At 52.1% G+C, this 23,412-nt stretch carries 20 protein-coding genes; all 20 read left to right on the top strand.

Going from position 1 to position 23,412, the window contains the following annotated elements:
• Positions 1–84 precede the first annotated feature (84 nt).
• The 20 genes from mraZ (at position 85) to ACX1DY_RS07975 (ending at position 23,397) form a co-directional block, all read left to right on the top strand.
• Entirely contained in the window at positions 85–522 is a 438-nt protein-coding gene (gene mraZ, locus ACX1DY_RS08070) for a division/cell wall cluster transcriptional repressor MraZ (RefSeq protein ID WP_019909307.1), read from the top strand.
• A gap of 42 nt (positions 523–564) precedes the next feature.
• A complete protein-coding gene (rsmH, locus tag ACX1DY_RS08065; protein ID WP_458963669.1) occupies positions 565–1,518 on the top strand; it encodes a 16S rRNA (cytosine(1402)-N(4))-methyltransferase RsmH in 954 nt (317 codons plus the stop codon).
• Between the two features lie 23 nt (positions 1,519–1,541).
• A complete protein-coding gene (locus ACX1DY_RS08060; RefSeq protein WP_458963668.1) occupies positions 1,542–1,934 on the top strand; it encodes a cell division protein FtsL in 393 nt (130 codons plus the stop codon).
• A gap of 47 nt (positions 1,935–1,981) precedes the next feature.
• Complete coding sequence (locus ACX1DY_RS08055) at positions 1,982–4,210, top strand: penicillin-binding transpeptidase domain-containing protein (RefSeq protein ID WP_458963667.1); 2,229 nt, start codon at positions 1,982–1,984, stop codon at positions 4,208–4,210.
• A 95-nt stretch (positions 4,211–4,305) separates the two neighbouring features.
• Positions 4,306–6,234: a stage V sporulation protein D gene (locus tag ACX1DY_RS08050; protein ID WP_458963919.1), complete on the top strand. Its 1,929-nt coding sequence runs from the start codon at positions 4,306–4,308 to the stop codon at positions 6,232–6,234.
• Positions 6,235–6,282: 48 nt separating this feature from the next.
• Positions 6,283–7,770, top strand: coding sequence for a UDP-N-acetylmuramoyl-L-alanyl-D-glutamate--2,6-diaminopimelate ligase (locus tag ACX1DY_RS08045; RefSeq protein WP_458963666.1), 1,488 nt, complete (start codon positions 6,283–6,285; stop codon positions 7,768–7,770).
• Complete coding sequence (locus ACX1DY_RS08040; RefSeq protein ID WP_458963665.1) at positions 7,767–9,179, top strand: UDP-N-acetylmuramoyl-tripeptide--D-alanyl-D-alanine ligase; 1,413 nt, start codon at positions 7,767–7,769, stop codon at positions 9,177–9,179. The genes ACX1DY_RS08045 and ACX1DY_RS08040 overlap by 4 nt, the downstream gene beginning before the upstream one ends.
• A 16-nt stretch (positions 9,180–9,195) precedes the next feature.
• Positions 9,196–10,161 carry a phospho-N-acetylmuramoyl-pentapeptide-transferase gene (gene mraY, locus ACX1DY_RS08035; protein ID WP_458963664.1) on the top strand — a complete coding sequence of 322 codons (966 nt, stop codon included), beginning with the start codon at positions 9,196–9,198 and terminating at the stop codon, positions 10,159–10,161.
• 3 nt (positions 10,162–10,164) lie between these two features.
• Positions 10,165–11,583, top strand: coding sequence for a UDP-N-acetylmuramoyl-L-alanine--D-glutamate ligase (gene murD / locus ACX1DY_RS08030; RefSeq protein ID WP_458963663.1), 1,419 nt, complete (start codon positions 10,165–10,167; stop codon positions 11,581–11,583).
• Between the two features lie 49 nt (positions 11,584–11,632).
• Positions 11,633–12,730, top strand: coding sequence for a stage V sporulation protein E (gene spoVE, locus ACX1DY_RS08025; RefSeq protein ID WP_458963662.1), 1,098 nt, complete (start codon positions 11,633–11,635; stop codon positions 12,728–12,730).
• 8 nt (positions 12,731–12,738) lie between these two features.
• Entirely contained in the window at positions 12,739–13,857 is a 1,119-nt protein-coding gene (gene murG, locus ACX1DY_RS08020) for an undecaprenyldiphospho-muramoylpentapeptide beta-N-acetylglucosaminyltransferase (protein ID WP_458963661.1), read from the top strand.
• A gap of 254 nt (positions 13,858–14,111) precedes the next feature.
• Positions 14,112–15,395 carry a UDP-N-acetylglucosamine 1-carboxyvinyltransferase gene (murA, locus tag ACX1DY_RS08015; protein WP_458963660.1) on the top strand — a complete coding sequence of 428 codons (1,284 nt, stop codon included), beginning with the start codon at positions 14,112–14,114 and terminating at the stop codon, positions 15,393–15,395.
• Between the two features lie 65 nt (positions 15,396–15,460).
• Positions 15,461–16,225, top strand: coding sequence for a cell division protein FtsQ/DivIB (locus ACX1DY_RS08010; RefSeq protein ID WP_458963659.1), 765 nt, complete (start codon positions 15,461–15,463; stop codon positions 16,223–16,225).
• Between the two features lie 340 nt (positions 16,226–16,565).
• Complete coding sequence (gene ftsA, locus ACX1DY_RS08005) at positions 16,566–17,831, top strand: cell division protein FtsA (protein WP_458963658.1); 1,266 nt, start codon at positions 16,566–16,568, stop codon at positions 17,829–17,831.
• A 63-nt stretch (positions 17,832–17,894) separates the two neighbouring features.
• Positions 17,895–19,007: a cell division protein FtsZ gene (ftsZ, locus tag ACX1DY_RS08000; RefSeq protein WP_458963657.1), complete on the top strand. Its 1,113-nt coding sequence runs from the start codon at positions 17,895–17,897 to the stop codon at positions 19,005–19,007.
• 113 nt (positions 19,008–19,120) lie between these two features.
• On the top strand, positions 19,121–20,056 hold the full coding sequence (locus ACX1DY_RS07995; RefSeq protein ID WP_458963656.1) for an Rpn family recombination-promoting nuclease/putative transposase: 936 nt from the start codon (positions 19,121–19,123) through the stop codon (positions 20,054–20,056).
• A 221-nt stretch (positions 20,057–20,277) separates the two neighbouring features.
• Positions 20,278–21,225 carry a sigma-E processing peptidase SpoIIGA gene (gene spoIIGA, locus ACX1DY_RS07990; RefSeq protein ID WP_458963655.1) on the top strand — a complete coding sequence of 316 codons (948 nt, stop codon included), beginning with the start codon at positions 20,278–20,280 and terminating at the stop codon, positions 21,223–21,225.
• 91 nt (positions 21,226–21,316) lie between these two features.
• Positions 21,317–22,039: an RNA polymerase sporulation sigma factor SigE gene (gene sigE, locus ACX1DY_RS07985; RefSeq protein WP_028530613.1), complete on the top strand. Its 723-nt coding sequence runs from the start codon at positions 21,317–21,319 to the stop codon at positions 22,037–22,039.
• Between the two features lie 78 nt (positions 22,040–22,117).
• The gene (gene sigG, locus ACX1DY_RS07980) at positions 22,118–22,900 is read left to right on the top strand and encodes an RNA polymerase sporulation sigma factor SigG (RefSeq protein ID WP_019909334.1); all 783 of its coding nucleotides are present in this window, start codon (positions 22,118–22,120) and stop codon (positions 22,898–22,900) included.
• Positions 22,901–23,085: 185 nt separating this feature from the next.
• On the top strand, positions 23,086–23,397 hold the full coding sequence (locus tag ACX1DY_RS07975) for a YlmC/YmxH family sporulation protein (protein ID WP_458963918.1): 312 nt from the start codon (positions 23,086–23,088) through the stop codon (positions 23,395–23,397).
• Positions 23,398–23,412: the final 15 nt, after the last annotated feature.

Raw genomic sequence — 23,412 nt, 5'->3', positions numbered from 1 at the left:
GATTTTTCATGGCGAATCTATTATGCTTAGGTGGTGTAAAGTGGGGTAAAGTGGGGAATTGGGAGCTAGAGGTGGGGACAAATCATGTTTATGGGTGAGTACCAGCATAGCATTGATGACAAGGGACGTATCATTATCCCTGCCAAGTTCCGGGAAATGCTCGGAGCCTCCTTCGTAGCGACCCGTGGCCTCGACACCTGCTTATTTGTTTATCCCATGGAAGAATGGGGAATCATGGAACAAAAGCTTAAAAGCCTTTCACTGATGAAATCGGATGCCCGTGCCTTCAGCCGCTTTTTTTTCTCGGGAGCGACCGAATGTGTATGGGACAAGCAAGGCAGGGTGAATCTGCCGGGGAATTTGCGGCAATATGCCAAGCTGGACAAGGACTGTGTAATTCTGGGCGTTTCGAACCGGGTGGAGATCTGGAACAAGGAGCTATGGGAGCAGTACTTCGAACAGTCAGAGGAAACGTTCAATGAGATTGCCGAGAAACTGGTGGATTTCAATTTCGATCTATAACAACACAATATCAATTCGAATACTGCCCTGGAGGGATGCAGCTTGTTTCACCACATCACGGTGCTTAAGGAAGAAGCGACAGAAGGGCTGCACATCAAGAAGGATGGCATATATGTCGACTGCACGCTTGGAGGAGCCGGACACAGTTCGCTGATTGCCTCTAAGCTTAGCGGCCAAGGCCGGTTGATCTGTCTGGATCAGGATGACTGGGCCCTGGACAATGCAAAAGAGAGACTCGCTGAATACGGCGACAAGGTGGTTCTGGTTAAGACAAACTTCCGGGAGCTTGAGCAGGTGCTGAAGGAAATCCCTTTTGTTCCGCAAAAGGACGGCGTTCCCCAAGTGGATGGAGTCCTGTACGATCTGGGCGTATCCTCGCCTCAGTTCGATGAGGGCGAACGGGGATTCAGCTATAACCACGATGCTCCGCTCGATATGCGGATGGACCAGTCCGCGAAGCTGACCGCAGCAGAAATTGTGAATACCTGGCCGGAGCAGGAGATTGCCCGTGTGCTTTTCCAATATGGAGAAGAGAAATTCTCCCGGCGGATTGCCCGCAAAATTGTTGAGCGCAGAGAAGTGCACCCCGTGGAGAGCACAGGGGAATTGGCAGAGCTGATCAAGGAAGGCATTCCGGCTGCAGCGCGCAGAACGGGAGGACATCCGGCTAAACGGAGCTTCCAAGGGCTGCGCATTGCGGTTAACGACGAGCTTGGCGCTTTTGAGGAAGGGCTGCATGCGGCAGTACGCTGCCTGGCACCCGGAGGAAGAGTGTCGGTTATTACTTTTCACTCGCTGGAGGACCGGATTTGCAAACAGATTTTCAGCAGCTATTTAAGCAAATGCACCTGCCCGCCTGACTTTCCGTTTTGCGTTTGCGGTGCAGAAGGCACCTTAAAGCTGATTAACCGCAAGCCGCTAGTGCCTTCCGAAGAAGAGCTGGAGCTTAACCCGCGCGCCCGTTCAGCGAAGCTGCGCATCGCAGAAAAATTGTAAATAACGATAAAGGAGAGTCAGAGATGGCCTATACCCGCGGCAATTTAGCAGTTCAACCCAAAAGAAAAGAAGAGGCGGACAGGCTTTACCGCGAGAAGACGAAAGTAGTTACCAGACGCATGGTGCTTCCGCTGAAGGAGAAGCTGCTCTATATGCTGACACTTGGCGTATTTGTGCTGGTGGCTGCCACCCTGATTTGGCGTTACGTGCATATTTACGATTTGAACCTGCAGGCGCAGAAGCTGGACAGTAATATTGCCAAGACGAAGAAGCAGATCGCTACCTATCAGATGGAGAAGCAGAATCTCGAACAGACAGTAGCTGAACGTGCTAGTGAAATGGGATTTAAAACACCTGATGAAGGCTCGACCATTCATGTTCCACTGAGCAATACAGCCACAGGCGGAGGCAATTAGTCGGCGATTGGCAGCAATCGTAATAATAATGTTTGTGAGGTTTGCGTATGGTGAAAAGAATAAAACTTCGCACGCTGTTTATAGGAGGGTGTATTACCCTCTTTTTTCTTGTTTTAATTGCCCGGGTATTCTGGATTCAGATTCTGCATGGCGAGTACTATCAGGGAGAAGCGGCCAAGCAGTGGGCACATACATCAATCATTAAGGCTGTACGCGGTGAAATCGAGGACCGTAACGGAAATGTTCTGGCTAGTGATGTGCCTGCGTATACCGTTGTTGTTGACCCTGAAGTTATTGCTGAGCGGGGGATCGGTGAAGAGGTCATCGAGGGACTGAATAAGCTGCTGGGCAAGCCCGTGGACGAGCTGAAGAAATTGATAGAGGCTAAGGATGATAAAGGCAAATACCTCAAGAACCGTGAGATCCGCAATGAGGGCTGGAAGATAAGCAAAGAACTCGCGGATAAGGTAGATGCTTTCAACAAGGAGCTTGCGAAAGAGCATAAGATTCAGGAAACCGGTGTGGGACTTGTCACAGAACAGAAGCGTTATTATCCTAAGGATACACTTGCAGCGCATATTTTGGGCTATACCGACAGAGACGGCAAAGCGATTATGGGGCTGGAGAAGTATTTTGATAAGCAGCTCAAAGGGACGGACGGCGAGCTTCTCTATCAGAGCGATGGCAAAGGGATCAAGCTTCCGGATTCCAACGATACGTACCAGCCTGTGGTCAATGGAAACAATTTCAAGCTGACGATTGACAGTACAATTCAATATTATATTGAGAGGGCAATGAAAACAGCTTATGACAAATACAAGCCCAAAAGCATGAGTGTCATTGCCGCCGATCCGAATACGATGGAAATTCTCGGCATGGCGAATATGCCTACCTTCAACCCGAATGAATACTGGGATACAAAGGATGCGGGAGGGTTTTACAACCATGCGATCAAGTCCAGGTATGAACCGGGGTCAACCTTCAAGATTGTGACACTGGCGGGAGCAGTGCAGGAGAAGCTCTTTAATCCTGATGCTACCTTCCAGTCCGGCCAAATTTACATCAAGGGGTACAAGAAGCCGCTTCACGATATCAATAGAGTAGGCTGGGGGAAGATTTCGTTCCTTGAAGGTGTGAAGCGCTCCAGTAACGTAGCCTTCGTTAAGCTTGGCTATGAGATGCTTGGTCAGGATAGACTGAAACAGTACATCAACGAGTTTGGCTTCAATGAGAAAACTGGAATCGACCTGCCGGGTGAAACCATCGGTATCGTCAACCCTGATCCGAACATTGCTTCGGAAAATGCCACGCTCGCCTATGGTCACGGCAAGGTGCTCGTTACTCCGATTCAGCAGCTTACGGCGGTGTCGGCCATTGCCAACGGCGGCAAGCTGATGGTTCCACATGTGGTCAAGGAAATTACCGACCCGAACACCGGCAAGACAACGGTTACCCAGCCCGAGGTGGTACGCCAGGTAATCTCGAAGGAGAGCGCCCGGGAAACGGGTGGCTATCTGGAGCAGGTTGTTGCCGATCAGGTCAAGGGGACCGGACGCCATGCTTACATTGAAGGCTACCGTGTGGCAGGCAAGACTGGTACGGCGATCAAGGTCCAAGGCAAGGATTATGACCGGAACAAGGTGCTTGCTTCTTTTATCGGCTATGCTCCGGTCAATGATCCGAAGATTGCAGTTATTGTAATCATTGACGAGCCGCAAGACGGAGAAGGCGGCGGTGCTGCCGCTGCACCAATTTTTAAAGAGATTGTGTCGCAGGCTCTGCCTTATATGGGAGTACCCAAAGTGGTTCCAGATTCTAAAGACAGCAGTGACAAAACAGTCAAAAGCACGGTGTCCGAGCAGCGCTCTGCACCTGATCTGACCGGTAAAACGATGCAGGCGGCCAGACAACTGCTGATAGATCAAGGCTATGATTTCGAGGCGGTCGGCGAGGGAACAACGGTTGTCAGCCAATACCCTGAGAAGGGGACCCTGCTGGCATCAGGGCAGCGTATCTATCTGCTGGGCCAGCAGGGCGATAAACCCGTTATTCCTGATTTGCGCGGGCAGTCCCTGCGTGATGCGCTGGAAATTCTCAGTCTGCTTAAGGTAGGCATTGCCATTGAGGGTGAAGGTTATGTGTCCCAGCAAACACAAGGCATCAAGAATGGAAAAACCTTGGTAACCCTGGCGCTTAAACCGCTCAATGAATATGGCGAGAACATTCCTGTCCCACCAGCTGCGGAAGACACTAATAAAGACACGAAGGCAGAATAGCGTATAAGCTCAGGCTTGTTCTAACCCCTGTTTGTCCCGAATAGTCATGAAGATAAGAGCTCATGTCTATGAAGCGAAAGCGGGGGGAGAACGGAATGAAGGTTTCGAAGGTCGTAACTCGGCGGAGAATGCTGTGGACGCTGCTGGGACTTGCCGTATTGTTCGGCTCTCTGGCCGTGCGTCTTGCCTATGTGCAGTTATCCCAAGGCGAGAAGCTGAGCGCCAAGGCGGAAAATCTGTGGCGCCGTAATATTCCTTATACCGCCAAACGCGGTGAAATCTTGGACCGGGAAGGGACGGCACTGGCCTACAATATCAGCTCCCCTACCGTTTACGCGGTTCCCGTGCAGGTGAAGGAGAAGCAAAAGACAGCACAGACGCTGGCTCCGCTGCTCGGTATGAGCGAGACGAAGCTGGTGGCTTTGCTGTCTAAAAGTGAGTCATCGGTGAAGCTGCAGCCCGGCGGCCGCAAAATTACGATGGAGCTGGCCGCGAGCATCCGTGATTTGCAGCTGCCGGGCATCGTTGTGGCTGAGGATAACAAACGGTTTTATCCCTATGGCGATTTGGCGGCACATATCCTTGGCTTCACAGGCATAGATAATCAGGGAATTACCGGGGTGGAGAATATTTACGACAAGCTGCTGCAAGGCAGCGCGGGCAATATCTCCTATTTGTCCGATGCCGGGGGCAGGCTGATGCCCGGGTCATCCGAGAAATATTCGGCTCCTAAGGACGGTCTCAATCTGCAACTGACGATAGATAAGCAGATTCAGTCGATTATGGAACGCGAGCTGGATCAGGCGATGGTGAAATATCAGGCCCAGGGCAGCTGGGCGATTGCAATGAATCCGAAGAACGGCGAAATCCTGGCCATGGCAAGCAGACCGGGGTATGAGCCTGGAGCCTACAAGGAATATGACGCTCAGGTCTATAACCGTAACCTGCCGATCTGGATGACCTATGAACCGGGTTCCACGTTCAAAATCATAACCTTGGCTGCTGCGCTGCAGGAGGGCAAGGTAGACTTGCAGAATGACCACTTTTATGATCCCGGTTATATTGAGGTTGCCGGGGCTAAGCTGCGCTGCTGGAAAAAAGGCGGCCACGGCAGCCAGAGCTTTCTTCAGGTGGTAGAGAACTCCTGCAACCCCGGCTTTGTCGCACTTGGACAGCGTTTGGGCAAGGATACCTTGTTTAAATACATCCGTGATTTCGGTTTCGGCGCCAAAACCGGCATTGATCTGAACGGCGAAGCAAGCGGAATCTTGTTCAAGCCGGCGCAGGTGGGACCGGTAGAGCTGGCGACCACAGCCTTCGGTCAAGGGGTGTCGGTCACGCCGATTCAGCAGATTGCTGCTGTATCGGCAGCCATTAACGGCGGCAAGCTCTATACGCCGCATGTCGCCAAGGCATGGATTAATCCCGATACCGGCAAGATCGTATCGGAGCCACAGCCGGAAATGGTGCGGCAGGTCATCTCGGAAGAAACCTCGAAGAAGGTGCGCGCTGCCCTTGAGAGCGTAGTTGCCAAAGGAACCGGCCGGCCGGCATTTATTGACGGCTACCGTGTGGGAGGCAAGACAGGGACGGCACAAAAAGTAATTAACGGCCGCTATTCAGCTACCGAGCATATCGTATCTTTTATAGGTTTTGCGCCTGCTGATGATCCACAAATTGTCGTATACACGGCAGTGGATAATCCTATGGGGATTCAGTTCGGGGGGGTAGTGGCAGCTCCAATCGTACAAAATATTCTGGAAGACTCCCTGCATTATTTGAAGGTCCCTGAGCGCAAGGATCAGCTTCCCAAAACCTATAAATATGGCGAAACTCCAATTGTGACGGTTCCCGACCTTACGGGGGCAACGGTCCAGGATATTTACGAGGATCTGAACATGAACTTTACGCTCGCCCGTTCAGGAACTGGCAATACAGTAATCAATCAGGCGCCAAAAGCGGGTGCCAGAGTCGAGCAGGGCTCGACGATCAGGATCTATATGGGTGCTGACAGTGAAAAATAAGGTATAAGGCTGTGTTTCTTATCCGAAAATGCAGAGTGAGGGATTGCTATGAAAGTTAATGAATTATCATCTTGTCTTGCAGCTTCGCGTCTCTATGGGGATGGAGAGACGGAAATTACCAATATTCAGGTGGATTCGCGCCGTGTTGAGCCGGGTAACTTATTCATCTGTCTGCCGGGTTTTACCGTGGATGGACATGAATTTGCGCCGCAGGCCGCCGCGAATGGCGCCTCCGCCATTGTCTGTGAGCGGAAGCTTGAGATTGATCTGCCACAGATTGTGGTGGATGACAGCCGGTTTGCGATGTCGGTGTTGTCGGGCGCTTTTTTTGGCTCGCCGAGCAGCAGATTGCGAATGATTGGAATTACCGGCACGAATGGCAAAACGACGACCACTTATCTCATTGAGCGGATTATGCAGGATCATAATGTGAAGACAGGGCTGATCGGGACGATTCAGATGCGCTATGACGGTCAGAGCTATCCGATGTCAGGCACGACGCAGGAATCGCTTGAGCTGCAGCGCACACTTAGTGATATGGTCTCGAAGGGAGTGCAGTGCTGTGTGATGGAGGTCTCCTCCCACGCGCTCCGGCAAGGACGGGTAAAGGGAACGGACTACCGTATAGCGATATTTACGAATTTGACCCAGGATCATTTGGATTATCATCATACAATGGAGGAGTACCGTGCGGCTAAAGGGCTGTTCTTTTCCCGGCTCGGCAATGTGATTTCGCCATGGAAGGAAGAACGCAAATATGCCGTATTGAATGCGGATGACGAGGCAAGCGCCTATTTTGCCGCACAGACTGCGGCGGAGGTCATTACATACGGCATCGACAGCGGCGCCAATGTCCGGGCCTCGCAAATTTCCATCACCTCCAAAGGAACTTTTTTCCATGTGGATACGTTTAAGGGAGAGGCTGACATTTCTCTGCGTATGGTCGGAAAGTTCAATGTGTACAATGCGCTTGCCGCGATCACGGCTGCTCTGCTGGAGGATGTGCCGCTTGCGGATATCAAGGCCAGCCTGGAGTCGGTTGCCGGCGTACCCGGACGTGTGGAATCCGTGGATGAAGGCCAGGATTTCGCGGTTATCGTAGACTATGCCCACACACCGGACGGATTGGAGAATGTGCTGAAGGCGGTTTGTGAATTTGCGGCAGGCAAGGTGCTTACAGTCTTTGGCTGCGGCGGAGACAGAGACACTACCAAACGTCCTCTAATGGGAAAAATTGCTGCGAAGTACAGCGATCATGTATTTGTAACCTCTGACAATCCCCGGACCGAAGATCCGCTGCTCATTCTGCGGGATATCGAAGCCGGGCTGCAGGCGGATGGGGTGGCGCAGGACCGCTATGAAATGATTGTGGACCGGCGGGAAGCTATCACAAAAGCTATTGAAATGGCAAGCCCCAGCGATGTAGTATTGATTGCGGGGAAAGGTCATGAGACCTATCAGCTGATTGGCGGAGTGGTTCATGATTTCGATGACCGCGTCATCGCCAAAGAAGTTATAAGGGGCCGAAGCTATTGATTATAAGAACGCTGCGAAACATCGCTGACATGTGCGGAGGAGAGCTGATCTCTGCTGTGGATATGGATACGGAGATTGCGGGGGTCGTTACCGACTCCCGCAAAATCACGCCTGCCTGCCTGTTCGTTCCGCTGATCGGGGAACATTTCGACGGGCACGATTATGGTGCCGCGTCTTTGGCGGCAGGAGCCGCCGCCACCTTGTGGCAGCGGGATAAAGAGGGAGCGCCTGAAGGCGGCGGAGTCATCCTGGTAGATGACACACTGACCGCGCTGCAGAGGCTGGCTTCAGCCTATTTAAGCCAGATTGCGCCACAGGTTGTTGCCGTCACAGGCAGCAACGGCAAGACAACAACCAAGGACATAATTACAGCCCTGCTAGAGGGACAGTATAGAGTCCACAAAACACAGGGCAATTTCAATAATCACATCGGCTTGCCGCTTACAATTCTCTCGATGAGCGAGGAAACCCAGATTGCCGTTCTGGAGATGGGGATGAGCTCGCGGGGGGAGATAGCTCTTCTTGCTTCGTTGGCTCCGCCTGATGTGGCTGTAATTACCAATGTAGGTGAATCACATCTGCTGCAGCTCGGCTCCCGCAAGGAGATTGCCAGAGCGAAGCTGGAAATCGCCGAAGGCCTGAAGCCCGGAGGCCTGCTCATTTATAACGGCGACGAGCCGCTGCTTGCCGAAGTCATTGCAGAGCCTGCGTTCCGCGCTCCAGCAGAAATGAAGTCCTTCCGCTTCGGGTTGTCTCCTGACAACGATGATTATCCGACGGGAATGATGTCGCATACGGGAGGAATGACCTTTACATCCAGCCTTCATCCGAAGCGCGCCTTCTCTCTGCCGCTTCCGGGACAGCATAATGTCGTCAACGCTTTGGCTGCGCTCGCGGTTGCACGTCATTACAGCGTAACAGAGGACAATATCAAGGACGGATTAAGCAAGCTTAAACTGACCGGTATGCGGATTGAAGTGATGCAGGCGGCATCCGGCCTTATTTTGCTGAATGATGCTTATAATGCCAGTCCCACCTCCATGAGAGCAGCAATTGATGTGCTTCAGTCTATGAAATGCGGCGGAAGCCGAATCGCTGTGCTGGGGGACATGCTGGAACTTGGGCCGGATGAAGTGCGTTTCCATGCGGAAATCGGCGGCTATTTGAACCCTGCAGAAACGGATCTGGTGTTTACCTATGGGCCGTTGTCTGCACATATCGCCGAAGCAGCTTTAGAGCGATTCGGACCGGAGCGGGTGTTTGCTTTTTCAGATAAAGGGGAGCTTACTTCTGCCTTGATTGGCAAATGCGGCCCCAAGGATGTTGTATTGTTCAAAGCTTCCAGGGGAATGCGTCTGGAGGAAGTGCTGCACAGCTTAAATGAGCATTCTCGGGCAGATCTAAACTAATGGAGGGGGTGTACCCATGGATTATCAACTACTTTTGCTGACTATTGCCGTATCCTTTATCCTTGCGGTCATTGCCGCTCCGCTCTTCATTCCGCTGCTGCGGAGGATGAAATTCGGACAGCAGGTTCGTGATGACGGACCTCAATCTCACTTGAAAAAAGCCGGAACCCCTACGATGGGCGGAATTATCATCATGGTGGCGTTCACTTTGTCTTTTCTGAAATTTTCTGTAGTGGACTCAGATTTTTATGTTCTCTTGGTAGCTACGCTTGGTTACGGGCTGATCGGCTTCCTGGATGACTATATCAAAATCGTATTCAAACGCTCCCTGGGACTGACGCCGCGGCAGAAGCTGCTGGGCCAGTTGCTGGTCGGGGCAGTAATGTGCGGCCTGCTGATCTCCGCCGGTCACAACACCGGCATAAGCATCCCGGGAACCGGGCTGAGCTTTGACTGGGGCGGCTGGTTTTATTATCCGTTTATTATCGTCATGATGATGGCTGTAACAAATGCGGTTAATTTTACCGATGGAGTAGATGGGCTGCTGTCAGGTGTCAGCGCGATTGCACTGGCTGCTTTTGCTGTGGTGGCTATGCAGGCTACCTCTATTGCGGCTGGAGTCTGCGCGGCTGCGATGATCGGGGCGGTGCTTGGTTTTCTGGTCTTTAATGCTCATCCGGCCAAGGTGTTCATGGGTGATTTCGGCTCCTTCGGCATCGGCGGCGCGATCGGGGCTATTGCCATCGTGACCAAAAGCGAGCTGCTGTTTATCGTGATCGGCGGGGTATTTGTCATTGAAATGCTGTCTGTTGTTTTGCAGGTGACCTCTTTCAAGACACGCGGCAAACGCATATTCAGAATGAGCCCGATCCATCATCATTTTGAGCTTGGCGGCTGGTCGGAATGGCGGGTTGTCGTCTCCTTCTGGGCGGTGAGCCTGGTCCTGGCGGCTGTTGGACTATATATCAGCAAGGGGTTGTAAAGAATGAAACATCCAGATGAGTACCGTGGTGAAGAGGTGGTGGTCCTGGGGCTTGCCAAAAGCGGCGTCCAGGTGGCCAAGGTGCTGCATGAGCGCGGCGCAAACGTAAAGGTCAATGATAAAAAGGAAAGAGATCAAAGTCCCGAAGCTTCCGAACTGGAGTCTTTGGGAATTTCTGTTATATGCGGCGGGCATCCCGAGGGGCTGATTCATGAGGGGGTCAGCCTTATGGTCAAAAATCCCGGCATTCCCTATTCGGCAGCACCTGTAGTGCGGGCGCTGGAGCTGGGCATCGAAGTTGTGACCGAGGTAGAAGTGGCGTACCGTCTCTGCGCGGCACCGATGATCGGGATTACCGGCTCCAACGGAAAGACGACGACGACGACCTGGGTAGGCCGCATGCTGGAGGCTGCCGGAATGAACCCTATTGTTGCCGGCAACATTGGCACACCGCTCTGTCAGGCCGCACAGGAGGCCCACGAGGACAATTGGATGGTCGTTGAGCTCAGCAGCTTCCAGCTTAAGGGGACGGAGACGTTCCGCCCCAAGGTGGGCTGTCTGCTGAACGTGGCCGAAACCCATCTGGATTATCATGGCGGAATGGAGGATTATGTAGCCTCCAAAGCCAAGCTGTTCGCCAATCAGGAGCCGAGCGATACGGCGGTGCTGAACTGGGATGATCCGGTCTGCCGGGAGCTGGTGCCTTATATTAAGGCCGGGATTCTGCCTTTCTCGATGACCGAGGAGCTGGTTCAGGGGATATTTGTCCGTCCGGCCTTTGTGCCGGGTACCGATGATGACCTGAAGCGGGTTATCATTTACCGTGATTACACAGAGAGTGAGACGGAAATAGCCACAGTCGATTCCATCGGCCTGCCGGGACGTTTCAATGTGGAGAATGCGCTGGCTGCCTGCGGCATTGCTATCGCCGCCGGGGCTGACCCGGCAGTGCTGGGCGGAGTGCTGGCTTCCTTCCGGGGGGTGGAGCACCGGCTTGAATATGTGGCTGATCATTCAGGAGCCGCCTATTATAACAATTCCAAGGCTACCAATTCCAAAGCAACGGCCATGGCGCTGACCTCCTTCCGGGCACCGGTTGTGCTGATTGCCGGAGGCTTAGACCGTGGCTCCGACTATATGGAGCTTGTGCCTGTCCTTGGCGGCGTCAAAGCGCTGGTGGCTCTGGGTCAAACGAAGGACAAGCTTGTTAAAGTCGCGCAGTTGGCAGGAGTAAAGCGGATTATCTCCGTCGATACTGGGGAGAGCGCCGCCGCCGTGCTGCAGGAGGCTGTGCGGGAGGCTTCCGCCTTGGCGGAAGCGGGAGATATTGTTCTTCTCTCTCCTGCATGTGCCAGCTGGGATATGTTTACATCCTATGAGGAGCGCGGGCGTATTTTTAAAGAGGCGGTGCATAACCTTTAAGTAGGGGGGTGGATAAGCCCCTACTACGGATGCAAGAGGTGTGCTCCTGATGAATAAATCCCGTCATGCGCCCGATATCTGGATACTGGTGGCTATACTCTCCCTGCTGGCCATCGGTATGGTGATGGTATACAGCGCCGGGTCCGTTTTGGGCTTCCGCAATTATGGAGATTCGTTTTATTTTGTCAAAAGGCAACTATTGTTCGCAGGGCTCGGGCTGGGAGCCATGTTCGTCACCGCGAACACCGACTATCTGGTGCTGAAGAAATTCGCCAGACCGGCCCTGATCGTCTGCTTCATACTGCTCGTTCTGGTGCTGATTCCAGGAATCGGCGTTGTACGCGGCGGAGCGCGAAGCTGGCTGGGGATCAGCTCTTTCGGAATTCAGCCCTCCGAGTTCATGAAGATGGGAATGATTCTTTTTCTGGCTAACTGGCTTGGAAAAGACGATTATGACATCTCCACCTTCACACGCGGGCTGCTTCCTCCGCTGGCGCTGATCGGCTCCGCATTTGCGCTGATTATGCTCCAGCCGGATCTCGGCACAGGCACCGTAATGTTTGGTGCTGCCTTGATGATGGTTTTTACAGCGGGGGCACGGATGAAGCATTTGCTTTCTCTGGGCGCGCTGGGAGTCGTTGGCTTCGCCGGCTTGGTCGCTGCAGCGCCTTACCGGCTTAAGCGGATTACGGCATTCCTCGATCCCTGGTCTGATCCGCTGGGGGCGGGCTATCAGATTATCCAGTCGCTATATGCGATTGGTCCCGGCGGGCTTGGCGGGCTGGGGCTTGGCATGAGCCGGCAAAAGTACAGCTACGTGCCTGAGCCGCAGACCGATTTTATTTTTTCCATCTTGGCAGAGGAGCTGGGGTTCATCGGCGGGCTGATTGTGCTGGTCCTGTTTCTGATTCTGATCTGGCGCGGCATGAAGGTGGCGATGAGCCTGCCTGACCGTTTTGGCAGCTACTTGGCGGTCGGGATTGTCTGTATGGTGGCTGTTCAGGTTATCATCAACATCGGCGTTGTCATCGGTCTCATGCCGGTCACCGGCATTACGCTTCCGCTGATCAGCTACGGGGGCTCATCGCTGACACTGATGCTCACCGCACTTGGAATATTGCTTAATTTATCCCGTTATGCGAGGTGAAAGACGACATGCGTATCGTATTAAGCGGCGGCGGTACAGGCGGACATATCTATCCCGCCGTAGCCGTCGCCAGGCAGCTTGAAGCTGAAGAGGAAGACTCGTCCTTTTTGTATATTGGAGGGAAGCGGGGACTGGAGAGCAAGCTGGTACCCCAAGAGAATCTCCCGTTCAAATCAATAGATATTACCGGCTTCCGCCGCAAGATTTCAATGGACAATGTGAAGACCGTGATGCGTTTTCTGAAGGGGGTTAAAGCCTCTAAGGAGATGCTCCGGGAGTTTAAGCCGGATGTCGTGATTGGCACCGGAGGATACGTATGCGGCCCTGTAGTGTATGCGGCCTCCAAGCTGGGCATTCCCACGCTCATTCATGAGCAGAATGCAATTCCGGGGCTGACGAACCGTTTTCTCAGCCGTTATGCCGACACGGTTGCCGTAAGCTTCGAAGGAACGGAATCGGCTTTTCCCGGAGGGAAAAATGTGATCTATACCGGGAATCCCCGGGCGACCACTGTAACCACCGCCAATCCGCAGCGCGGCTTCGCTTCCCTGGGCATTCCTGAGGGCAGTACGGTTGTGCTTATGGTTGGCGGCAGCGGCGGAGCAAGAGCGATTAACCAAGCAATGATCGAAATGGCCCCGCTTGTAGGTAAGGGGAATGGTGTCCACTATGTGTATGTAACCGGTGAGTCCTATTTCGAAGAAACCCGCAAGGCTCTGCGCCAGAAGCTGGGCGGCGTGCCGAACTGGCTGCACCTTCTCCCGTATGTTCACAATATGCCCGAGGTGCTGGCTTGTACCTCCCTTATCGTGAACCGGGCAGGCGCTTCTTTTCTGGCTGAGATTACAGCGCTGGGAATTCCCTCTGTCCTCATTCCGTCCCCTAATGTGACGAACAATCACCAGGAGGCGAATGCCAGACAACTGGAGCGGGAAGGCGCGGCCGCAGTGCTGCTTGAGAAGGACTTGACCGGCCAGTCTCTTATGGAGGCGGTTCAGAAGATTATCAGTGCGGAGTCTGTACGCTCTCAAATGTCGGAAGCCTCCCGGCGTCTTGGCAAAAGAGACGCCGCTGCGCTGGTAGTCAGCGAGCTGCGCAGACTGGCGGCCCAGAAGAAGCGGTCTTAACCACTTCTTCTGGCGCGGCTGTGGCCAGATATGAATATTTTTGCACATGGCTGCTGAAGGCTGTAGCTGGTTGCCCGGCCTTCATTGTCACACACCTGAGACTACGAACATAGGATAATCCTATAATCGTGACAATCACCCAGAGCACTTTCGGACTGTGAAATGCGGGGCGGGAAAGCTCTCACAGACATTTCGCTAATCCCCGTATGGAAAGTGCCCGGTGGTGGGTGAGCGGTAATCTCGGAGGTGATACATTGGACAAATTGGTGATTGAGGGTGGAAATCCCCTGTCAGGCACCATACGTATCCATGGAGCAAAAAATGCGGCACTGCCGATTCTGGCGGCTAGCCTGCTGGCCGAAGGAGTTCACTCACTGCATAATGTGCCGGAGCTGCTGGACATCGAAACCATGCTGAATATTCTGGAACGGCTGGGGTGCAGGGGAGTGCATGCTGAAGGGACAGTAACGTTAGATACTTCGGCTGCCTTTACCTCCCATGTTCCTGAGGATTTGATGCGGCAGATGAGATCCTCCATTTTTCTGATGGGACCGTTGTTGTCCAGGTTTGGAGAGGTGACGATTTACCAGCCTGGAGGCTGTGCAATCGGGGAACGCAAAATTGACCTGCATTTGCAGGGGCTGAGGCTGCTTGGCGCGGAAATCGAGGAATCGGGCGGGCAGATTTCCTGCCGGGCCGCAAGGCTGATCGGCAACGACATTCATCTCGATTATCCCAGCGTAGGAGCAACGGAGAATATCATGATGGCCGCTGTCATGGCGGAAGGCACGACTACGATATCCGGAGCGGCCAGAGAACCGGAAATCCAGGATTTGCAAAACTATCTGAACCAAATGGGGGCTCAGATCATCGGTGCGGGTACCGATACCATTACGATTCAAGGCGTCAAGAAGCTCTCCCCCTGTACGTACGAGGTCATTCCCGACCGGATTGTTGCCGGAACAGTAATGATCGCCGCTGCAGCTACACGGGGAAGTGTGACTTTGACCCATACCAATGCCGGGCATTTATCCTCGCTCATTCATGTGCTCAGGCGGGCTGGTGTTCAAATCACAGTTTGCAATGATATAATTAATATTAGCTGCATGGGGCGTCCCCGTGCGGTGGAGAGGATTGTAACCTCTCCCTACCCGTCTTTTCCCACTGATCTGCAATCTCAGATTATGGTTCTGCTGTCGCTGGCCGATGGATTCAGCGTTATCAAAGAAACGGTATTTGAGGGCCGCTTCAAGCATGTGGAGGAGATGGCACGGATGGGTGCCGATATCTCCATAGACCTTAACCGTGCGTTTATCCGCGGGGTGCAAAGGCTGTACGGTGCCACGGTGGAAGCTACCGACCTGCGGGCGGGGGCTGCCCTGGTGATCGCCGGTCTCGCGGCTCAAGGCACTACGGTTGTTGAGCAGGCACATCATATTGACCGCGGATATGACGGCATTGAGAAGCTGTTCCAGAAGCTTGGCGCACACATCACTCGCAAAATACCTGTGCCGGGTCCGTTAGATTTGGCCAACTAAAGCTCCCTGTCTCCTTCGGCTTGTTGTGAGGGAAGGAGACAGGGCCTTATTACGGAGATATGAGAATGCCTAAAACCCGTTTACCTCTTCTTAAAGAGGACAAGCCACCCAAGAAAGTGAGCCGCAAAATCACAATCATCCTGCTGCTGCTGTTCATTGCGCTGCTGGCCGTGATATTTTTTCGCTCGTCCGTCAGCCGCATTACTGAAATCCATTTCCAAGGGGGCAAATATACCACCCGGGAGGAGCTGCTGTCTCAGAGCGGCCTTACGATTGGAGGACAGTTTTTTGCCGTTTCCAAGACTTCTGTGAAGGACTCTCTGAAGAAGCTTAAGACGATACAGGATGTAAGCGTGCAGAAGAAATTTCCCGGAGTTGTGACCATAAGCATTGATGAGTATCCTGCGGTCGCTTACGAATTGGACCAGGGAGGTACGCTTAAGGCGATTTTATCCAGTGGAGCTGCTGTATCCGTAAATGAGACCGGAATTGCCGTGGAGAAGCCTATCTTGACCAATTGGAAAGATTCCGACCCGTACAAGGCCAAGCTGTGCCAGGCGCTCGCCGATATTCCCAATGAGCTTACGAGTGACATCTCTGAAATTGTGCCGTCGCCGACGTTGTCTTTTCCAGACCGGATTAAGCTGTACACACGTTCGCATTTTGAAGTCATAACAGCAATATCCCTGCTTAAGGATAAGGTGGAATATTTGAATAAGGTCATAGAGACGGAAGAGCCCGGGCTGATCAAGATGCTTGAAGCGGATTCGTATGTTCCTTTTCAAGCCGCACCGGCTGCTAATGAAGAGAATGCGGACACACTAGAGTAAATAGTCCCTACTATTAGGACCAAAAAAATGCTACAATCGGATTTACGGGCAATAAGCACTATCCCTCTTTTTTCTCCGGATTTTTTGAAGTGAAGGTATAAATTTGGATATCATTTCTTTATTATATATATTTTTCTTGCTAAAAACGCTTATTTTACAGATTCTAGTAAGCATCTATGTATATGCGGAATGCTTGTCATATTATTCCACTCAAAAAATTTGTAGAAAAAAGAGGGAAAGGATTAGGTATGTTGAATATGTACAGAGACGTTTCCCGGGACCGGGAACAAGGGATTTTATTACATTTTTATTTTGATTATAACAGGAGGTGCCATAGAGCTTGAGCAACAATGACATCATTGTTAGTTTGGACATCGGTACATCCAAAGTTCGGGCAATTATTGGGGAAGTTACCAATGGAACCTTTAATATTATTGGCGTTGGATCTGCCGATTCGGAAGGAATCCGCAAAGGTGCGATCGTAGATATCGACCAGACCGTACAATCTATCAAGAGTGCTGTGGATCATGCGGAGCAAATGGTCGGGATTCAAATATCCGAGGTCTATGTCGGCATATCCGGTAATCATATCGGCCTGCAGTCCAGTCATGGTGTTGTAGCCGTCCAGAATGAGGACCGTGAGATCGGCGAGGATGATATCGACCGCGTAATTAAGGCTGCGGAAGTCATTGCACTGCCTCCTGAACGTGAAGTGATCGATGTTGTCGCCAAACAATATATCGTCGACGGTCTTCAAGGCATCCAGGATCCTCGCGGAATGATAGGTGTTCGTCTTGAGGTTGAAGCGACGATCATTACCGGAGCCAAAACGCCAATACATAATCTACTTCGCTGTGTAGAGAAATCAGGGCTGAAAGTTAAAGATCTTGTGCTGATGTCTCTTGGAGCCGGTGGATTGGCGCTTTCCAAAGATGAGAAATCCATGGGCGCTGTGCTGGTGGATATCGGTGCAGGTTCAACGACGATAGCCGTATATGAAGAGGGTTCCCTTAGTGCAACCTCCACGATCCCGATCGGAGGAGAATTTGTTACCAATGATATTGCATACGGACTTCGTACACTTACTGATCAGGCGGAGAAGGTAAAGCTGAAATATGGCTGCGCCTGGATAGACGACGCCGCTTCTGACGTAGTGTTCAAGGTTCTGCGTATCGGCAGCAATGTAGAAAAGGAATTCAATCAGGAAGATTTGGCAGCGATTATTGAGCCGCGGGTACAGGAGATTTTTCACCTGATCCGTCAGGAAGTGAAGCGGCTTGGCTACACTGAGCTTCCCGGAGGTTATATCCTTACGGGCGGCACGGTATCCATGCCAGGCGTCCTGAAGGCGGCTCAGACCGAACTGGCTGCCTCTGTGCGCATTGCTGTGCCGGATTATATCGGTGTCCGGGATCCCGGATTTACCGGTGGTGTTGGCATTCTGCACAATGTCGTCCGCAGGTTCCGCGGGCGGAGCAATGGCGGCGGAAGCGGCAACAAGAAGACGGTCAACCGAAACAAGCAGAACGCCGTACCAAGCCAGGATACTGCGAAGAAGCCCGGTTTGGTAGAACGTCTAAAGAATATGTTCAGCGAGTTCATATAAGTGTAAGTCCAGATATACTTGGACCGGCCATCCAAGCACTATTCTAGGGGGAGATGGAACAATATGTTGGAATTTGATTTTGAAATGGAGAGCTTGGCTCAAATAAAAGTCATCGGCGTGGGCGGCGGCGGAAGCAATGCTGTTAACCGGATGATTGAAAATGGCGTTCAGGGTGTTGAATTCATCACAGTTAATACAGATGCCCAAGCGCTGCATCTGGCCAAATCGGAGCATAAGCTGCAAATCGGGGACAAGCTGACCCGGGGACTAGGCGCTGGTGCCAATCCTGAGGTGGGCAAGAAAGCGGCCGAAGAATCCCGTGATCTGATTTCCAATACGCTCAAGGGCGCAGATATGGTATTTGTGACTGCGGGCATGGGTGGCGGTACGGGTACAGGCGCTGCGCCTGTTATTGCTGAAATCGCCAGAGAATGCGGGGCGCTGACCGTTGGAGTTGTCACCCGCCCGTTTACCTTTGAAGGAAGAAAACGCTCTAGCCAGGCAGATCTTGGCATTGAAGCATTGAAAGAGAAGGTAGATACCTTAATTGTTATTCCCAATGACCGCCTGCTTGAAATTGTTGATAAGAAGACACCGATGCTGGAAGCCTTCCGCGAAGCGGACAACGTGCTCCGGCAAGCAGTGCAAGGGATCTCTGATCTTATTGCCGTTCCGGGCCTGATCAACCTTGACTTTGCCGATGTGAAGACGATTATGACAGAACGCGGTTCGGCACTGATGGGCATCGGAGTTGCCACCGGTGAGAACCGTGCTTCGGAAGCGGCACGCAAAGCCATTATGAGCCCACTGCTCGAAACTTCTATTGAAGGTGCGCGCGGCATAATCATGAACATTACTGGCGGCTCGAACCTCTCCTTGTATGAAGTCAACGAAGCTGCTGAAATTGTGAACTTCGCTTCTGATCCTGAAGTCAACATGATTTTCGGGGCTATGATTGAGGAGAGTATGAAGGATGAAATTAAAGTTACGGTGATCGCCACCGGCTTTGAGCATAAGACATCCCCTATTGCGCCTAACAGACGTCCGGCGGCGAGCAGTGAGCCTGCAGCAGCGGACAAGAATGCCAATTTGCGTCCTTTCGGCAATCAGACCACCTCTGATCAGCTAGATATTCCGACATTCCTGCGCAACCGGACACGCGGCAACAACGATTAGCCCTAATTTTATACGAACTTACGGAAGCACCGTATCTGCCATAGCGAACAGCTATGCGGGTACGGTGTTTTTTTGATTTACAGGCTGTTATAATACGGATAACGGGAGTGAATATGATGGAATTGCTGGACCCCCGGGTGGATTTTGTGTTTAAAAGAATATTTGCAAGCGAGAATAACAAAGACGTGCTGCTCGCCTTTTTGAACCGAGTGTTTATGGATGCCGGGGATTCGCCGCTGGAAGAAGTGGTGCTGCTCAATCCCTATACGGATAAGGATGATCCTCTGGATAAGCAATCTATTTTTGACATATGGGCTAAGACAGTAGATGGAAAGCTGATTAATATTGAAATGCAGCTCTTCAACAAATATGATATGGAAAAGCGGACCTTGTATTACTGGAGCAAGCGGTATTCAGGCCAACTGCAGACCGGCGGCAGATACTCTGAACTCAAAAAATGTGTGACGATTAATATTTTGAATTATAAGGTGCTGCCGAATGAACACACCCACAGCGTTTTTCATCTGCGTGAGGATGGCAGCGGAGCACCGCTCAACGACGACATAGAGATTCATTTTCTGGAACTGCCCAAGCTGACTCAGTCTGCTGTCCCCGGTGAAGGCGGTCTGATCAACTGGCTGCTTTTTTTGAAAGGGAACGATAATTCGAATTGGGAGGTGCTCAGGATGAACGAACCGGCTTTGAGAAAGGCGATGGAAACGCTGGAGTTTTTGAGTCAGGATTCGGAAGCCCGGCGTAAATATGAAGACCGCCAGAAGTTCCTGCATGACGAAGCATCGCAACGGGACGGTGCGCAAAGAGAAGGTTTTGCTAAAGGATTGCAAGAAGGGATTAAGGAAGGGATTAAAGAAGGGATTAAAGAAGGGATTAAAGAAGGTAAAAAGGAAGGTTTAGAATTAGGGAAAGTGGAAGGCTTAAGAGAAGGAAAATTGGAAGTTGCAAGGAACCTGCTGGCTATGGGGCTGGACCGCTCAGCTATACAGACAGCAACAGGGCTGACGGATGAGGAAATGAAATCCATCTATTAAAAATCAATAGGCTTGTTCGAAGCCAGTCTCTTGGGAGGCTGGCTTTTTTGTGTACAGCATGTACAACCTTCGCGTCATAACTCGACAAAAAAAACTCAGGAATACCCCCCAAGTTTAGACAGACTTTGGATGCGGGTCTTTCTATACTAATCATATCGTCCAAAAAGAGAGCCTGATCTTCGGTCTTTCGCATACTATCCGTTTGCAGGCAGGTGAGTGCAATGGTTGTTTATATTGACTTGATTTTCGCTGCCAATCTGCTGATCGACGGAATTCTTTTATGGCTGACGGGCTGGCTGGTCAAGCTTAAAGTCTCTTGGTGGCGGCTCTCTCTCTCCGCGCTGGTTGGCGCACTTTATGTGGTGATGATGTTTGTGCCGGAGCTTTCCTTCCTGTACACCTTCCTCATCAAGTTTGGATTGTCGGTGGTGATGCTGTGGATTGCTTTTGGATTCAGGAGTCTGCAAAGCTACCTTCGGGTGTTGGGGGCTTTTTATATTATTAATTTTGCAGCAGCGGGCGGGATTGTCGGGATTCACTATTTGCTGCAGAGCTCCGGCGAAATCTGGAACGGTATTCTGTTCACCTCTTCGGGAGGCCAAGCTTACCGTCTGAAAATCGGCTTCTGGTTCGTGCTTGCGGTCCTGCCGCTGGTGCTGCTCTGCTTCAAGCTCGTCCAGTCCTCAAGGAACAGGAGAGAGCGGCTTGAGACGTACATCGGCGAAGTGTGCGTTGAGATTGACGGGGTGAGTGTGACCTGCCCCGGCCTGCTGGACACCGGCAATCGTCTGAACGATCCTCTGACCCGGATACCGGTGATGGTGATGGAGGCGTCACTTTGGGAGGGGCATCTGCCGGCCTCATGGAAAGGGAAAATGACTCAAATGAGCGCCGATAAGCTTCTGCTGGAAACGGACGGGCAGTCTTTTGCCTGGCAGGACAGAATGCGGCTTGTACCCTATAGGGGGGTTAACCGCGGGGCAGCATTTATGCTGGCGCTGAAGCCTGATCTGGTGACGATAAAGCTGGGTGAAGAGAGTTTTTATATTCAGAGGGTTCTTATCGGGCTGGATGGCGGGACACTGTCGGGAGAAGGAGCGTACCGGGCGATCATCCATCCTGACCTGACTCAAAAAGAGTCCGCTGCAGAGGCGGCGGTGCCTTCCTGAGCATCGCTTATGCCGCAAGCTGCTTCTGAAATGGGAATATGGGATCGAGCAACTAACTCAGGGTAACTGTGCACTTCTTGGAGGAGGAACAATAATGGTCAAATGGAAGATTGCGCTGCAACTGCAATATTACCGCATGCTGTTTCTGCTGGGGCTGAAGAGCCAGGAAATCTATTATATCGGCGGCAGTGAGGCGTTGCCACCCCCGCTGACGCGGGAAGAAGAAGAGTACCTGCTGCAGCGGCTATCGAGCGGCGATGCGGCAGTCCGGGCCATGCTGATTGAACGCAACCTGCGGCTGGTGGTCTATATCGCCCGTAAATTCGAGAATACCGGCATCAACATTGAAGATCTGGTTTCGATCGGGGCGATTGGTCTAATCAAGGCGGTTAATACCTTTGACCCGGAGAAAAAAATCAAGCTGGCGACCTACGCCTCGCGCTGCATCGAAAATGAGATTTTGATGTACCTGCGGCGCAACAGCAAAACCCGGAGCGAGGTCTCCTTTGATGAGCCGCTGAACATTGATTGGGACGGCAATGAGCTGCTGCTCTCGGATGTCCTGGGGACGGAGAATGACACCATCTACCGGAACATTGAAGAGCAGGTAGACCGCAAGCTGCTGCAGAAGGCGCTGGAGAAGCTCAGCGAGCGGGAACGGCTGATTATGGAGCTGCGTTTTGGGCTGCGCGGGGGCGAAGAAAAGACGCAAAAGGACGTAGCCGATCTGCTCGGCATCTCCCAATCCTACATCTCGCGTCTGGAGAAAAGAATTATCAAGCGGCTCCGCAAAGAGTTCAACAAGATGGTGTAAGCTTATGAAGCTAAGGAATAAAATGCCCGGCCGGGGAGATAATGTACAGTAATGTTTCTCCTTGGGAGGTAAATCATCATGACCCGAAACAAAGTCGAGATTTGCGGTGTGGACACCGCCAAGCTGCCCGTTCTGACCAACGTGGAAATGCGGGAACTGTTCACTTCGCTGCAGCAGCAGGGCGAGCGATCCGCCAGAGAGAAATTGGTAAACGGTAACCTTAGACTCGTTCTTAGCGTTATTCAAAGGTTCAATAATCGGGGAGAGTTCGTTGACGATCTGTTCCAGGTAGGCTGCATTGGTCTGATGAAAGCCATTGATAACTTTGATCTATCGCAAAATGTGAAATTCTCTACCTACGCAGTGCCGATGATCATCGGTGAAATCCGCAGATACCTGCGTGACAACAACCCGATCCGGGTGTCGCGTTCACTGCGCGATATTGCCTACAAAGCGCTTCAGGTACGTGACAGCCTGACGAATCAGAATTCACGGGAGCCGACGATATTTGAAATTTCCGAAGCGCTCGGTGTTCCCAAAGAAGATGTAGTATTTGCGCTCGATGCTATCCAGGACCCGGTTTCCCTGTTCGAGCCGATTTACCACGACGGTGGCGATCCGATTTATGTGATGGACCAGATCAGCGATGACAAAAACAAGGATGTGTCGTGGATCGAGGAAATTGCATTGCGTGAAGCTATGCAGAGGCTGGGCCAGCGGGAGAAACGGATTTTGTCGATGAGGTTTTTTGAAGGGAAAACCCAAATGGAGGTAGCGGATGAAATCGGCATTTCCCAGGCCCAGGTGTCACGGCTTGAGAAATCGGCTATCCAGCAAATGCAGAAGCATGTTAAGTCTTAAATAAACCTAGCGGAAAGTAACAGGGGTATTCCGGGAGCGGCGTTGCTGCACGGGATGCCCCTTTGTGCGGGGGGATCCAATCCAGATTGGCATGTTGCCAAGCCCCGGGAACATATATTGGACTATACGTCTGATTGTACAGGGGTGGCGAGGTGAACGAGGATTCCTTGGGAAGCGGCAAAAAAATGAAAATCTCCGATTTTCAGACGAAGGATGTGATCAATATTGTCGACGGGAAGCGGCTCGGGCAAGTCAGTGATCTGGAGCTGGATCTTCGCCGCGGCGTCATTGATGCAATCATTGTCCCGGGTTTCACGCGCTTCATGGGGCTGTTCGGAGGCGGTACCGATCTGATTATTCCGTGGCGGAATATTGTGAAGATCGGCGCCGATGTCGTTCTTGTGAGGATCGAAGAGCCGAGGATGTCTCAAGGGCAGGAAGAACGGGAAACGATGTATCTGGAGCGGGGAGACCGCAGTGAACGGCGCACTTATTGAGGGGTGCGTCTTTTT

The sequence above is a fragment of the Paenibacillus sp. BAC0078 genome (assembly GCF_054483875.1).
The sequence above is the reverse complement of the archived record's forward strand: the minus strand, read 5'-3'. Positions and strand labels throughout refer to the sequence as shown.